The sequence below is a fragment of the Nocardioides sp. NPDC051685 genome, assembly GCF_044453405.1.
Taxonomy (GTDB): Bacteria; Actinomycetota; Actinomycetes; order Propionibacteriales; family Nocardioidaceae; genus Nocardioides.
Genome location: NZ_JBITCR010000008.1, coordinates 1 through 12446 on the forward strand (window position 1 = coordinate 1; position 12446 = coordinate 12446).

A 12446-nucleotide genomic window follows, 5' to 3' on the forward strand; every position below is an offset into this window, starting at 1 on the left:
GTGAGAACTTTCTCTACTGACTCAAGGCGCGCTCCGCGCGCTGGCCCGCCGCCGGGGGGGGGGGGGGCCCCCCCCCCCCCCCCCCCCCGCCGGGCGGCCCCGGCCCCCCCCCCCCCCCCCCCCCCCCCCCCGTGTGCCACGTCTCGGCGACTGGTTGACGTCCAAGGAGCGGACCGATCGTGTGTTTTCACATTCACTCGACTAACTCCAGTATTGTCCTCGACATTCGTAATCCGATCGACCTTGGCTCGGCAGGGCGGAAGTGAGGAACCAGATGAAGAAGATCAAGGTTGCAGTGGCCTTGGCCGCTGCGAGCATCCTGACCTTGACCGCGTGCGGTGGCTCCGGCGGCGGCAGCGACGCGGAGTCGATCTCCATCGTCGGCTTCGCCGTCCCCGAGACGGCCAACAAGGCGATCGCCAAGGAGTTCAACAAGACCCCCGAGGGCAAGGGCGTCACCTTCGAGACCTCCTACGGCGCTTCGGGTGACCAGAGCCGTGCGGTCGAGGCCGGTCTGAAGGCCGACTACGTCCACCTGTCCGTCGGCACCGACGTGCAGCGGCTGGAGAAGGCGGGCCTGGTCGACCCGAAGTGGGACGACGGCCCGAACAAGGGCATCGTGTCCAGCTCGGTCGTCGTGCTCGGTGTCCGTAAGGGCAACCCGAAGAACATCCAGGGCTGGGCCGACCTGGTCAAGCCGGGCGTCGGCGTGGTCACCGCCAACCCGGCCTCGTCCGGCGCGGCCCGCTGGAACGCGCTCGCTGCCTGGGGCTCCGTGGTGAAGAACGGTGGCACCGAGGCGGAGGGCAAGGCGTACCTCGACAAGCTCTTCAAGAACGTCGTCACCCTGACCAACTCGGGCCGCGACGCCACCACCGCCTTCCTCGGCGGCACCGGTGACGTGCTGCTCGCCTACGAGAACGAGGCGATCCTCGCGGCCCAGCAGGGCGAGGGCTTCGACTACATCATCCCGGACTCCACGGTCCTGATCGAGAATCCCGGCGCCATCCTGAAGGACGCCTCGAAGCCGTCCCAGGACTGGCTCGACTTCGTCCTCGACCCCAAGGGCGGCCAGAAGCAGTTCGCGCTGACCGGCTTCCGGCCGGTCAACACCGAGAACCCCGGCGTCGTCGACTGGGACGCGATCGGGCTCAAGCCCGAGGACATCAAGGGTGCCAAGGACCCGGCCGACCCGTTCCCGGCGCCGAAGCAGCTCCTCACCCTGGAGAACGACTTCGGCGGCCGCGACTGGTCGGGCGTCAAGGAGAAGCTCTTCGGCACGGGTGAGGACGGCGAAGCCCTCGGCATCGTGACCGACGCCATCGCCAAGTCCGGCAAGGCCTCGCAGTAGTCCGTCATGACCACAACCATCCCTACGGCCGAGCCGGCTGCCCCCCGTTCGACAAGGCGCAGCCGGCCGACCACCACTCTGACAAGAACCAGCGGCATCGGGCTCGGTGTCACGATGCTCTGGTTCAGCCTGCTCGTCCTCATCCCGCTGGTCGCGGTGATCATCACCGCGTCCAGCGGGGGCTGGTCCGCCTTCGCGAACCAGCTCAACAACGAGCAGACCGCCTCCGCGATCCTGCTGACGATCCGCGCGGCCATCGTGGTCACGCTGATCAACGTCGTCGTCGGCACCGTCATCGCCTGGGTGCTGGTGCGCGACAAGTTCTGGGGGAAGGGCCTGCTCGAGGTCATCATCGACATCCCGTTCGCGCTGCCGACGATCGTCGCGGGTCTCGTGCTGCTCTCCCTCTACGGCTCCGAATCACCCCTCGGCCTGCACTGGGCGAACACGTCGATGTCGGTCTACCTGGCCCTCGCCTTCGTGACGCTGCCCTTCGTCGTACGCATGGTGCAGCCCGTCCTCGAGGAGCTGGACGCCGACGTGGAGGAGGCCGCTGCCTCCCTCGGGGCCTCTCGGTTCACCACGTTCCGGCGGATCATCCTGCCCTCGCTGGCGCCCGCGATCGCGGCGGGTGCTGCGCTCTCCTTCGCGCGCGGGATGGGGGAGTACGGCTCCCTGGTCCTGCTCTCGGGCAACCTGCCGTTCAAGTCCGAGGTCGCCTCGGTGCGGATCCTGTCCGCGATCGAGAACGACAACCGGGAAGGGGCGGCGGCGATCGCCGCGATGCTGCTGGTCGTCTCCCTGCTCGTCATCGTCGTCCTCGACCTGGTCCAGAGGAGGATGGTCCGCCGTGGCTGAGACCCGTCGCGCTCCGCGCACCCCGTTGACGTACGTCCTCCGTCTGGTTGTCATCGCCTATCTGGGCCTGCTCGTGGCTTGGCCGGTGGTTCTGGTCGCCTGGAACGCCTTCCACGTGCCCGACGTCGGGTTCACGACCGAGGCGTTCGCCGGGATCTTCGGCGACCCGCAGATGATGCACGCGATCCAGCTGACCTGCATGGCCGCCGTGGTCGCGACGCTGATCAACCTGGTCTTCGGCGTCTCGATCTCGCTGCTCCTCGTCCGGACGGAGTTTCCGGGCAAGCGCGTCCTGAGCGCCCTGATCGACCTGCCGCTGTCGGTCTCTCCGATCGTCGTCGGCCTGGCGCTCGTGCTGGTCTACGGCGGCCGCGACGGCTGGTTCGGACCTTTCCTGGAGTCCGCGGGGATCCGGGTCATCTTCGCGACGCCCGGGATCATCATGGCGACCGCGTTCGTGTCGCTGCCGCTGGTGATCCGCGAGGTCATCCCGGTGCTCGAGGAGATCGGCACCGAGCAGGAGCAGGCCGCCGCGTCGCTGGGTGCGAGCTCCTGGCAGACGTTCTGGCGGATCACGCTGCCGGGCATCAAGTGGGCCGTCATCTACGGCGTCGTGCTCACCCTGGCCCGCTCGCTCGGCGAGTTCGGCGCGGTCAAGGTCGTCTCCGGCAACGTGCTCGGCCAGACCCGCACCGCCACCCTCGCGGTCGAAGAGAAGTACCTGAACTTCGACCAGCAGGGTGCGTACGCCGTCGCCTTCCTCCTCGCCAGCGTCTCGGTCATCTGCATCCTCGTCGTCTTCGTGCTGCGCGCCCGCGGTGCGCGCGTGCGGTGAAAGGACCACGTTCCATGAGCATCGAAGTAAGTGGTGTCAACAAGCGTTACGGCGACTTCGTGGCGCTGGAGGACATCAACCTGACCATCCCGACCGGGCAGCTGACCGCTCTCCTCGGGCCCTCCGGCGGCGGCAAGACCACGCTCCTGCGGGTCATCGCCGGGCTGGAGACGCCGGACTCCGGGTCGGTCGTGATCGAGGGCAAGGACGCGACGTCGCTGCCCGTGCAGAAGCGAAATGTCGGCTTCGTCTTCCAGCACTACGCGGCCTTCAAGCACCTCTCGGTGGCTCGCAACGTGGCCTTCGGGCTGGAGATCCGCAAGCGGCCGCGGGCCGAGATCCAGGCGAAGGTGGCGGAGCTGTTGGAGCTCGTGCATCTCTCGCAGTTCGCCAACCGGCTGCCCTCGCAGCTCTCCGGCGGTCAGCGGCAGCGGATGGCGCTGGCACGGGCCCTGGCGATCGAGCCGTCCGTGCTGCTGCTCGACGAGCCGTTCGGCGCGTTGGACGCGAAGGTACGCAAGGAGCTGCGCGACTGGCTGCGCCGCCTCCACGACGAGGTGCACGTGACCACCGTCTTCGTGACCCACGACCAGGAGGAAGCGCTCGAGGTCGCCGACGAGATCGTGGTCGTCAACCAGGGCGGCATCGAGCAGATCGGCACCCCCGAGCAGCTCTACGACGAGCCGGCCAACGACTTCGTGATGTCGTTCCTCGGCGACGTGACCACGCTGGGCGGCTCTCTGATCCGCCCGCACGACGTCGAGGTCACCCCGTCGCCGATCTCCGAGCACTCGCTCGAGGGCACCGTCTCGCGGGTCCTGCGGATCGGGTTCGAGGTGCGCCTCACGGTCCTCACCGACGACGGCGAGGTCGTGACCGCCGAGCTGACGCGTACGCACGCTCGGGCGCTGCGGCTCGAGGAGGGTGTCAACGTGTTCGTGACGCCGTCGCCGGGGGCTTACACGATGCCGGCGCCTTCGCCGGCGGCGTAGGGGGCGGTTGGTCTAGGTATGCAGAGAAACCGTCACTTCCCGTGCGGAGCTCCACATGGGAAGTGACGGTTCGGCTGCATACCTAGACCAACATCCGGGACCTCAGTGCGGCAGCCAGGCCTCGTCGCGCGCAGTGCGGGTGGTGACCTCGTCGGGCAGCTCACGAGAGGCGAGCTCGGCGATGGAGACCTTCTCGAAGACCTCGCGCAGCGAGTCGCGCGCGGCGATCCAGACGTGCTGGAGGACATCGGCGCGCTCGTTGTAGGTGACCGCCTCGGGGCGCAGCCCGTAGACCGAGACCAGCGGGCCGTCGACGGCGCGGATCACGTCGGCGACGGAGACGTCCGACGCCTTGCGGGCCAGGCGCCAACCGCCCGACTGCCCACGCTGGGAGATGACGACGCCGGCCTTGCGGAGGTCGGCGAGGATCGCCTGCAGGAACCCGTGGGGGATCTCCTGGGCGCGGCCGAGCTCCTCGGCGCTGACAGCTTTTCCGTCCTCGCGCGCGGCCATCTCGATGAGGGCGCGGAGGGCGTAGTCGGACTTGGCAGATACTCGCACGGCCACATTCTTGCAGATGAATGCAGAATTTCGCTCAATCTAGTGGTCAAGTCCACTTTCATTCGCGAGCGTCTCGGCTCGCACCTTGAGAGCCTCGGCGTGACGCCGGAAGCCCTCGGCGACCCGCTCGGGACCGGCCAGTCCCACCAGCGGACCGGAGAACTCCTCGACCGTCTCGTAGCGCGTGGGCCCGCCCGGCTGCTGGGTCAGTCGCTGGTGGCGTACGCCCCGGACCAGGCCGAGCCGCGCCGGCCAGCCCTCATAGACATAGGCCAGGTACGCAGCCCCGACCCCGTCCGCGCCGACGACCGGTGGCTCGAGCGCCGAGATCCGCTCCGGCGAGCGCGTGCGGCCACCGTTCGCCCAGGTCACATGCAGCACGATCGGGTTGCCCACCGCCGCCGGCTGCGCCGTCTCGGCCCCGACGACGAACGGGTTCCAGGCGGCGTACGACTCCGTCTCGACCATCGCCCGCCACACCACCTCGATCGGGGCGTCGATCTCGGACGAGGCCCTCGGGTGCTCGTAGCTCACAGCCGGAGCCTAGTGGTGCCAGGGATGCCGGGGTTCAGTCGGCGAGCACGATCAGGCCGTAGTGTCCGTCGTACCGGCGATACAGCACGCAACCGGCACCGGTGCCTGCGTCGAGGTAGAAGACGAACGGCTCCCCGGCAGCCTCCAGCCGGGCACGCGCCTGGCCTTCGGTCAGCGAGGGCGGTGGGGGCGGTGGGGGCGCCTGGGACATCGAGGCGGTGGTCTCGTCCGACTCAGCTCCTTGGACGCCGTACCCACCCGCGGGGAGATGATGCACCAGCGAGGGCCTGCCCGACGCGGCGTCTCGGTAGAGGAAGAAGTCGTGGTCGAGCAGGTCCATCTCGTACGCCGCCTGCTCGGCGGTCATCGGCGTGCTGGCGAACGACTTGTGCCGGACCACCTCCCGGGTCTCCTCCGACCGCGGGAAGTAGGGAACCCGATGGCGCGGGAGGTCGCCATGGCGCCACTGGTGCTCGGCTGGGATGCGTGTCCGGCGGTGCCGGGTGCGGATGCGATCCTGCAGCTGCGCCAGTTGCCGGTGCAGCCGGGACTCCAGGTCGTCGACGGCCTCCGGCATGGTCGAGGCCGCTGTCTTCGCCCTGACCATCAGCCCGTCGACGTTCGCCGACGCCTCCGCGATGGCATGGTTCTCCGCCGCTGGGTTGTGCCGCCAGTCCAGCACGACGTGCGCGGTCAACACCGGTCCGTGCGCTACGCCCAGCGCGGTCGAGATCTTGCTCCGCGCGTACTCGCCGGCGTACTCGCCGACGTTGCCTCGCAGAGTGACTGCGACCGGGATCGGCTCCTTCGTGAGCGCCATCGCCCCTCCTCTCGAGGCTCCATCAGCCCCTCTCGATGCAACCTCGCTCGGGCCGGAGCGGTTAGTGGCCAAGGTCCTGGGGCGGCGTGTCTCTCGACCCGACCACGGTCCATCGAGTCGGGGAACTGCAACCGGACATCCCGACTTCGACGATCGGTCGGGCCATTCGTCCGCAACCAGAGTGCTGATCGGCCCTACATACCTCACGGTGAGTCGTCGACGCTGGTGAGCGTGCAGGACCTCGGACAGATGAGACCCACCGACACGGCCCGCGACACACACGTGGGCACACTGGACGGATCGGCTGGTGCCATCGAGGTGCCGACCGTAGGCGTCGAGGAGGAGTTCACCCTCCTGGACCCATGCAGCGGTGCGGTCGTCCCGGCGGCGATCGAGATCATTCGCGAATGCGGCTACCCGACACGCGTGGTCGCCGAGTCGATGCGGTTCATGGTGGAGACGCGGACCCCGGTGTGCACCACACTCGCGGAGGTCCACGAGGGATTGAGCACCTTGCGTCGCCGGGTCACGGAGGTCGCGAGCCGCCACGGGGCCATCGTCGTCGCGACAGGGGTGGCACCGTTCGGGCTGCCCGACCCACCCCTGGTGACGGATGAACCTCGCTACAACGAGCTCGCGAGACGTTTCCCGGCGGCCATGCGCACCAACGGAACCTGCGGCTGTCATGTCCACGTCGGTGTGCCGACCAGACAGGTCGCCGTAGAAGCCCTGCTCCGGCTCCGACCCTGGTTGCCGCCACTCATAGCACTGGCCGCGAACTCGCCCATCTGGGAAGGCGAGGTCACCGGTTGGGCCAGCCGACGCTTCGTCCTCGCGTCCAGCTGGCCGACCCTCATGCCCGCGCCACCGGTGCACTCGGTCGAGGAGTACGACCAGATGGTCGACCAGGCCGTCGTGGCGGGCCAGGCGCTGGACAGGCGCAGCGTGTACTTCCTGGCTCGCCTGTCGCCCAGATACCCCACCATCGAGGTCAGAGCGGCTGACATGAGCCTGACCGCCGAGGAAGCCGTCGCGTACGCAGGACTGGTTCGGGCGCTGGTCAGCATGGCGGTCGACGATGCCGCCGCCGGTCGACCTGTGGTGCCCGTTCGTCAGGAACTGCTTCGGCGGTCCTGTCGGTCCGCCGCCCGGGCGGGCCTTTGCGGGATGATGACCGATCCGCGGACCGGCACCCTCGTCCCCTCCTGGGAGCTCATCGACGGCATGGTCGCACGGGTTCGACAGCGGCTGCGCGCACACGGAGACGAAGCCCTGGTGCTCTCCACCATCGACCGTCTACGCGCCGTCGGTGGCGGGGCCGACAGGCAACGTCGCCTGTTCCGAGGAGCAGGCTCGCCCGCTGCGTTCACGGCCGCGCTCGCGGCGGCCACGAATGGTGAGCTCGGTCCCGGCTCGGCGTCGTGATCGTCAGCGGTAGTTGATGAACTGCACCGCGAAGTCGTAGTCCTGGCCCTTGACCAGCGAGATCACGGTCTGCAGGTCGTCGCGCTTCTTGGAGGAGACGCGGAGCTCGTCGCCCTGGATCTGCGCCTTGACGCCCTTGGGCCCCTCGTCGCGGATCAGCTTGGAGATCTTCTTCGCGTCCTCGGAGGAGATGCCCTCCTTGAGCGTGATCGAGATCTTCGACTGCTGCCCCGACTGGCGCGGCTCGCTCGCGTCGAGGATCTTCAGCGACTGCTTGCGCTTGATCAGCTTGTCCTGGAAGACCGAGAGCACCGCGCTGGCGCGGTCGTCGGCGGAGGCCGAGATCTCGATCCCCTGCTCACCGCTCCACTCGATGGTCGCGTTGGTGCCCTTGAAGTCGAACCGCGTCGCGACCTCCCGCGCGGTCTGGCTCAGCGCGTTGTCGACCTCCTGGCGGTCGATCTTGCTCACGATGTCGAACGACGAGTCAGCCATGACTCTCTCCTCTAGCCTCTGACCAGGACGGTGCCCCGGGAACGTACCTGTCTCACCCTAGGACCTCGTGCCGTTTTCGTACGCCGCCAGCCCCTGCGCTATTGTTTCTTGCTGTCGCGAACCCCTTTGTCGGGGCGCGCGCACAACCCAGGCAGGTTGCCCGAGCGGCCAATGGGAGCGGACTGTAAATCCGTCGGCTTTGCCTTCGAAGGTTCGAATCCTTCACCTGCCACGCCTGGGAGAACGCCCCGGTGGCCAGCGGAAACGTTGGTCACCGGGGCGTTTCGCTTGTCCGGTCATGTCCGGAGATCTCCAGCAGTCTGTGCCCAGATGTGCCCTGACTTCCTGCCGTCGGGAATGTTGTCGAGGATCTAATGCTTTAGATCTTCGTAAACATTAGATGCCGCCGCTCGTTGCGGCTCCGAGGGCAAGGACACGATGAACCGACGCGTGTCCCTGGAAGAAGGAGCATCATGAAGACCTCACATGTGGAGGCTCGCTCGACGGCGACCACACCGGTTCCACGTATGCAGCAGGCGCTGATGATCTGGCTGGGGGTGTTCCCCACACTGACCTTGCTCGACCTCGTGCTGGGCGACCTGCTCGAGCCGCTCCTGCATCTGGTGCGGACCCTGGTGGTGACCGGCCTCACCGTCCCGATCGTCGTATACCTGGTCCTGCCGCGGATCCAGCGGGCGCGAGCAGTCCTGGTGCGCAAGTCATGAGCGGGCACTACGCGCAGGTGGCTTTCACACCTCTCGTGACCAGTCACCAAGCCGCCCACGGAAGCGCCGACGCCTACGCGCGGATGGCCGCCTCCGGAGACGGCTCCGACCGTCTCGGTGCCGATGAGGCGGACTTCATCGAGTCCCGGGACAGCTTCTTCATCGCCTCGGTGAGCGAGACCGGCTGGCCGTACGTCCAGCACCGCGGCGGGCCGCCCGGCTTCCTCCGGGTGCTCGACGAACAGACACTGGGGTTCGCGGACTTCCGCGGGAACCGGCAGTACATCACTCGGGGCAACCTCGACCACGACGAGCGGGTCTCCCTCTTCCTCGTCGACTACCGGCTCCAGGCCCGGATGAAGATCTTCGGACGAGCACGCGTCGTCGAGCCCGAGGACGATGCCGCGCTGGTCGCGTCTCTGGCCCCTCCCGACTACCCGGCGAAGGTGGAACGCGCCGTGCTGATCGAGATCGAGGCGTTGGACTGGAACTGTCGCCAGCACATCCCGAGACTGGTGCCGCTGGACGTGGTGAAGCAGACGATCGACGAGCTGGCTGGGCGGATCGCGCGGCTCGAGGCCGAGCTCGTCGAGGCGAGGGCGGGCCAGGCCGCCGGCGTGGAAGACTCCTGACGTTTCCTGGATGCCGGACGAGGAGGTTGTGATGGACCTGGAGGTGCCTGTCCTCTATCCGACGCAGCCGAAGGCGGTGCGTCTGATGAACACCGTCTGGGCCGACCGGACCAGCGTCCACGACTCGCTCGAGACGCTCGCTCACCTGCAGCTGTGGGCGGTGCGGGCAGGCATCGGCGACGGTCAGGTCGACGAGTCCGACCTCGACGTGGCCAGGGAGCTTCGAGACGCGCTGCGCCGACTCGCCGCCGACGCCACGCACGATGACCGCCGAGGGGCGGTGAGTGCAGACATCGACCCCCAGGCGGCGCTGGCCGTGACGAACCGCTTCCTGGCGGACTGCACGCCGGTGCTCCGCCACGAGGCGGGCCAGGGCTACAGCCGCGTCTGGCGGTCGGGCGACGCCAGCTCCTTCCGGCAGGAGCTCGCCGTGCTGGCGCTCGAGGGCGCCGACCTGCTGACCGGACAGGGGCTGCGGGCCTGTGGCGGGCCCGGGTGCGTTCTCTACTTCGCCCGGAGCCATTCTCGGCGCGAGTGGTGCTCGGCGGAGTGTGGCAACCGGGCCCGCGTGGCGCGGCACTACCAGCGCAAGCGCGATGGTGACTTGCAGCTAGAGAAGGGAACACCATGACAGTCGACGCACCTCCGCCCGCCGCGGACAACGATGAGTTCTGGCGGGAGCGCCGGGTCTGCTTCCTGACGACGAGCCGGCCGGACGGGAGCCCGCATCTCGTCCCGGTGGGCGTGACGTTCGATCCGGAGGCCGGCATCGCGCGCGTCATCAGCAGCGCCGGCAGCAAGAAGGCCCGCAACGTACGTGCTTCCGGGCCCGGCGGTGCGCAGGTGGCGGTCAGCCAGGTCGACGGGCGGCGGTGGTGCACCCTGGAGGGCACTGCGGTGGTCAAGGACGACGCGGAGTCGGTCGCGGAGGCCGAGCGGCGCTACGCCGAGCGCTACCGGCAGCCGCGGCCCAACCCGGAGCGCGTGGTCATCGAGATCACCGTGACCCGGGTGCTGGGCAACGTACGTCCGTCGGGCTGGTAGGAGGCTGTCAGAGCCCGCGGTCGGTGAGGATCACGCGGTCGTTGATGTCCTGGGCGTCGCGCCGGTTGCCGGTCGGGAACATGGTGCGGAACCGGTCGATCTGGCGAGTTGAGGCGGTGATCGGGTCGGTGAGCACGACCCACTGGACGTGCTCGGTGTAGGGCGCGGTCGTCAGTGAGCCGTCGTAGCGGTAGGACGTGTGCCGGCGGGGTAGGAGGGCGCCGACGTCGATGTGGCCGACGTGGTCGGCGGTCGAGCACTCCGAGACCAAGTGGTCGTAGAGGCGGCCGAGGGTCGGGTTGACGAGGCCCGGGCGGACCCAGACACCGACGACGAGGGTGTGGCCGGAGGCGTCCTGGTGCACGAAGTGCATCTCGATCGGGTAGTCCCGGGCGGAGAGCAGATGCTCGCTCGGGGTGTGCCAGTGGAACTGCACCAGGCCGTACGTCACGCCGGCCATCTCGAGCGACCCGACGCCGGGCGGGAGCTCGGCGCGTACGGTCTCCTCGTCGCCGCGTACGGTGCAGCCATCGGGCTCGTCGGCGTCCTCGCGGATGTACTTCATCGTGACGGTCGCGTCGTGGGGATAGTGGACGTGCAGGGCGGGCAGGTGCTCCTGCTGGGTGCCGCCGCGGTAGATGCGGATGGGGCTCTGGTGCGGCGGGCCGGCGGAGGTCGCGGATGCGGCCGCCGACGAGGACAGGGCGGTGAGCCCCGCGATGGCGGCGGCTCCCTGGAGCAGTGCGCGACGGTTCAGCCCGACGGTGGTGCGCTTCATGTCAGATCTCCCGAGATCTACCGGGTCGAGGTGACCCGTGGACCGCAATACGTACCACGAATTGCGGTCGGCGGCGTCGTATCCGCGACCTAGAGTCGTCATGACGCGAGAGGAGAATCCGATGAGCGTCCAGCTGAACCACACGATCGTCCACGCCTCCGACCGGGACGCCACGGCGACCCATCTGACCGAGATCCTCGGGCTTCCCGAGGCCCAGGTCTACGGCCCGTTCCGAGTCGTCGAGCTCTCCAACCAGGTCAGCCTCGACGTGGTGGAGGACCAGGGCTTCCGGCCGCAGCACTATGCGTTCAAGGTGACCGAGGCCGAGTTCGACGAGATCTTCGGGCGGATCACCGAGCGCGGGATCACCTACTGGGCCGACCCCTTCCACCGGCGGGAGGGCCAGATCAACCACAACGACGGCGGCCGGGGGGTCTACTGGGAGAGCCCGGACGGGCACAACCTCGAGATCATCACGGTTCCGTACGGCGGCGCCTGATCTCCAGCGGGAGGTCAGGCGAGGTCGGCCGCGAGCTGCTTGCCGGCCTCGGTGAGGAGTGGGACGGCGCGCTCGATGAGCTCGTCGCTCATCCGTCCGGTGGGTCCGCTGATCGACATCGCCAGGCGCGGCGCGTAGTCGGGGACGGCGACGGCGACGCAGCGTACGCCTGCCTCCTGCTCGCCCTCGTCGATGGCGTAGCGGCGCTCGCGGACCTGCTCGAGCTGGTCGAGGTAGTCGTCGCGCGAGGTGATCGTGGTGGAGGTGTAGGGGACCATGTCGGTGCGCCGAATGATGTCGCGGACCTGGTCGGGAGCCATGTCGGCGAGGATCGCCTTGCCGACGGCGGTGCAGTGGGGCGAGACGCGGCGGCCGACCTCGGTGAACATACGCATCGACTGGCGCGACTCGGTGTGGGCGACGTAGACGATCTGGTCGCCGTCGAGCATCGCCAGGTTGGCCGACTCGCCGACCTCGTCGACGAGGCGGGCGAGGTGGGGGCGGGCCCAGGTGCTGAGCATGCGGGAGGAGCTCTCGCCGAGCCGGATCAGCTTGGGGCCGAGGACGTACTGCCGGTTGGCCTCCTGGCGGAGATAGCCCAGGTCGACGAGGGTGCGGACCAGCCGGTGGATGGTCGGCAGCGGCAGCCCGGAGGCGGCGGCGAGCTGGGAGAGCCCCATGGTCCCGCCGGCGTCGGCCATCGTCTCCAGCAGCGCGAAGGCGCGCTCGATCGACTGCACCGCCCCGGCGCGTGCCTTCGGCGCCTTCTCGTTCTCGCTCACCTGAACTCCTTTGTTCGTCCGGACTGTTCTTCCGGATGACGGAAGTCTAGCGTCGGCTAGAGGAAATCCGGACGGTTGCGCCGGTTGTTCCCGCGGATTAATATCCGCAATGCGG

General features: G+C 68.6%; 16 protein-coding genes and 1 tRNA gene. 11 read left to right on the forward strand and 6 right to left on the reverse strand.

Going from position 1 to position 12446, the window contains the following annotated elements:
• The first annotated feature begins 274 nt into the window (after window positions 1-274).
• The 4 genes from ACIA03_RS21240 to ACIA03_RS21255 are packed head-to-tail and all read left to right on the forward strand — an operon-like array spanning window position 275 to window position 4036.
• On the forward strand, window positions 275-1351 hold the full coding sequence (locus tag ACIA03_RS21240; protein ID WP_396986170.1) for a sulfate ABC transporter substrate-binding protein: 1077 nt from the start codon (window positions 275-277) through the stop codon (window positions 1349-1351).
• A 6-nt stretch (window positions 1352-1357) separates the two neighbouring features.
• Window positions 1358-2209, forward strand: coding sequence for a sulfate ABC transporter permease subunit CysT (gene cysT, locus ACIA03_RS21245; RefSeq protein ID WP_396986172.1), 852 nt, complete (start codon window positions 1358-1360; stop codon window positions 2207-2209).
• Window positions 2202-3044 (forward strand): sulfate ABC transporter permease, encoded by an 843-nt coding sequence (locus ACIA03_RS21250; protein WP_396986174.1) that lies wholly within the window; start codon window positions 2202-2204, stop codon window positions 3042-3044. The genes cysT and ACIA03_RS21250 overlap by 8 nt, the downstream gene beginning before the upstream one ends.
• Window positions 3045-3058: 14 nt before the next feature.
• Window positions 3059-4036, forward strand: a complete 978-nt coding sequence (locus tag ACIA03_RS21255) for a sulfate/molybdate ABC transporter ATP-binding protein (protein ID WP_396986176.1) — start codon at window positions 3059-3061, stop codon at window positions 4034-4036.
• A 102-nt stretch (window positions 4037-4138) separates the two neighbouring features.
• Here ACIA03_RS21255 and ACIA03_RS21260 read toward each other — a convergent pair whose 3' ends face one another.
• The 3 genes from ACIA03_RS21260 to ACIA03_RS21270 are packed head-to-tail and all read right to left on the reverse strand — an operon-like array spanning window position 4139 to window position 5951.
• Window positions 4139-4597: an Rrf2 family transcriptional regulator gene (locus ACIA03_RS21260; protein WP_141791482.1), complete on the reverse strand. Its 459-nt coding sequence runs from the start codon at window positions 4595-4597 to the stop codon at window positions 4139-4141.
• 39 nt (window positions 4598-4636) lie between these two features.
• On the reverse strand, window positions 4637-5131 hold the full coding sequence (locus ACIA03_RS21265; protein WP_396986179.1) for an SRPBCC domain-containing protein: 495 nt from the start codon (window positions 5129-5131) through the stop codon (window positions 4637-4639).
• 34 nt (window positions 5132-5165) lie between these two features.
• The gene (locus ACIA03_RS21270; RefSeq protein ID WP_396986181.1) at window positions 5166-5951 is read right to left on the reverse strand and encodes a sigma 54 modulation/S30EA ribosomal C-terminal domain-containing protein; all 786 of its coding nucleotides are present in this window, start codon (window positions 5949-5951) and stop codon (window positions 5166-5168) included.
• 249 nt (window positions 5952-6200) lie between these two features.
• Between ACIA03_RS21270 and ACIA03_RS21275 the strand changes: the two genes are divergently transcribed.
• Window positions 6201-7376: a YbdK family carboxylate-amine ligase gene (locus tag ACIA03_RS21275; RefSeq protein WP_396986183.1), complete on the forward strand. Its 1176-nt coding sequence runs from the start codon at window positions 6201-6203 to the stop codon at window positions 7374-7376.
• 3 nt (window positions 7377-7379) lie between these two features.
• On the opposite strand, the gene ACIA03_RS21280 is transcribed toward ACIA03_RS21275, so the two are convergent.
• Window positions 7380-7871, reverse strand: a complete 492-nt coding sequence (locus ACIA03_RS21280; RefSeq protein ID WP_378838598.1) for a YajQ family cyclic di-GMP-binding protein — start codon at window positions 7869-7871, stop codon at window positions 7380-7382.
• 150 nt (window positions 7872-8021) lie between these two features.
• On the opposite strand from ACIA03_RS21280, the gene ACIA03_RS21285 reads away from it, so the two are divergent.
• The 5 genes from ACIA03_RS21285 (at window position 8022) to ACIA03_RS21305 (ending at window position 10272) form a co-directional block, all read left to right on the forward strand.
• Window positions 8022-8103 (forward strand) — tRNA-Tyr (locus ACIA03_RS21285).
• Window positions 8104-8344: 241 nt separating this feature from the next.
• A complete protein-coding gene (locus tag ACIA03_RS21290) occupies window positions 8345-8596 on the forward strand; it encodes a hypothetical protein (RefSeq protein WP_396986185.1) in 252 nt (83 codons plus the stop codon).
• Between the two features lie 35 nt (window positions 8597-8631).
• The gene (locus ACIA03_RS21295) at window positions 8632-9228 is read left to right on the forward strand and encodes a pyridoxamine 5'-phosphate oxidase family protein (protein ID WP_396986187.1); all 597 of its coding nucleotides are present in this window, start codon (window positions 8632-8634) and stop codon (window positions 9226-9228) included.
• Window positions 9229-9259: 31 nt separating this feature from the next.
• The gene (locus tag ACIA03_RS21300; RefSeq protein ID WP_396986189.1) at window positions 9260-9859 is read left to right on the forward strand and encodes a CGNR zinc finger domain-containing protein; all 600 of its coding nucleotides are present in this window, start codon (window positions 9260-9262) and stop codon (window positions 9857-9859) included.
• Window positions 9856-10272, forward strand: a complete 417-nt coding sequence (locus ACIA03_RS21305; protein ID WP_396986191.1) for a PPOX class F420-dependent oxidoreductase — start codon at window positions 9856-9858, stop codon at window positions 10270-10272. Before ACIA03_RS21300 ends, ACIA03_RS21305 begins: the two co-directional genes overlap by 4 nt.
• A 7-nt stretch (window positions 10273-10279) precedes the next feature.
• Here ACIA03_RS21305 and ACIA03_RS21310 read toward each other — a convergent pair whose 3' ends face one another.
• Complete coding sequence (locus tag ACIA03_RS21310; protein WP_396986193.1) at window positions 10280-11050, reverse strand: carbonic anhydrase family protein; 771 nt, start codon at window positions 11048-11050, stop codon at window positions 10280-10282.
• Between the two features lie 121 nt (window positions 11051-11171).
• Here ACIA03_RS21310 and ACIA03_RS21315 point away from each other — a divergent pair, with 121 nt between their 5' ends.
• Window positions 11172-11549 (forward strand): VOC family protein, encoded by a 378-nt coding sequence (locus tag ACIA03_RS21315; RefSeq protein ID WP_396986195.1) that lies wholly within the window; start codon window positions 11172-11174, stop codon window positions 11547-11549.
• 14 nt (window positions 11550-11563) lie between these two features.
• Here ACIA03_RS21315 and ACIA03_RS21320 read toward each other — a convergent pair whose 3' ends face one another.
• Window positions 11564-12331 carry an IclR family transcriptional regulator gene (locus ACIA03_RS21320; protein ID WP_396986197.1) on the reverse strand — a complete coding sequence of 256 codons (768 nt, stop codon included), beginning with the start codon at window positions 12329-12331 and terminating at the stop codon, window positions 11564-11566.
• Window positions 12332-12446 lie beyond the last annotated feature (115 nt).

Bases quoted from the DNA above. Each gene is read 5' to 3' on its own strand.
- ACIA03_RS21280 (WP_378838598.1), bottom strand. From the start codon at position 7,871: ATGGCTGACTCGTCGTTCGACATCGTGAGCAAGATCGACCGCCAGGAG.
- cysT (WP_396986172.1), top strand. From the start codon at position 1,358: ATGACCACAACCATCCCTACGGCCGAGCCGGCTGCCCCCCGTTCGACA.
- ACIA03_RS21255 (WP_396986176.1), top strand. From the start codon at position 3,059: ATGAGCATCGAAGTAAGTGGTGTCAACAAGCGTTACGGCGACTTCGTG.
- ACIA03_RS21275 (WP_396986183.1), top strand. From the start codon at position 6,201: ATGAGACCCACCGACACGGCCCGCGACACACACGTGGGCACACTGGAC.
- ACIA03_RS21270 (WP_396986181.1), bottom strand. From the start codon at position 5,951: ATGGCGCTCACGAAGGAGCCGATCCCGGTCGCAGTCACTCTGCGAGGC.
- ACIA03_RS21300 (WP_396986189.1), top strand. From the start codon at position 9,260: ATGGACCTGGAGGTGCCTGTCCTCTATCCGACGCAGCCGAAGGCGGTG.
- ACIA03_RS21290 (WP_396986185.1), top strand. From the start codon at position 8,345: ATGAAGACCTCACATGTGGAGGCTCGCTCGACGGCGACCACACCGGTT.
- ACIA03_RS21310 (WP_396986193.1), bottom strand. From the start codon at position 11,050: ATGAAGCGCACCACCGTCGGGCTGAACCGTCGCGCACTGCTCCAGGGA.
- ACIA03_RS21305 (WP_396986191.1), top strand. From the start codon at position 9,856: ATGACAGTCGACGCACCTCCGCCCGCCGCGGACAACGATGAGTTCTGG.
- ACIA03_RS21240 (WP_396986170.1), top strand. From the start codon at position 275: ATGAAGAAGATCAAGGTTGCAGTGGCCTTGGCCGCTGCGAGCATCCTG.
- ACIA03_RS21315 (WP_396986195.1), top strand. From the start codon at position 11,172: ATGAGCGTCCAGCTGAACCACACGATCGTCCACGCCTCCGACCGGGAC.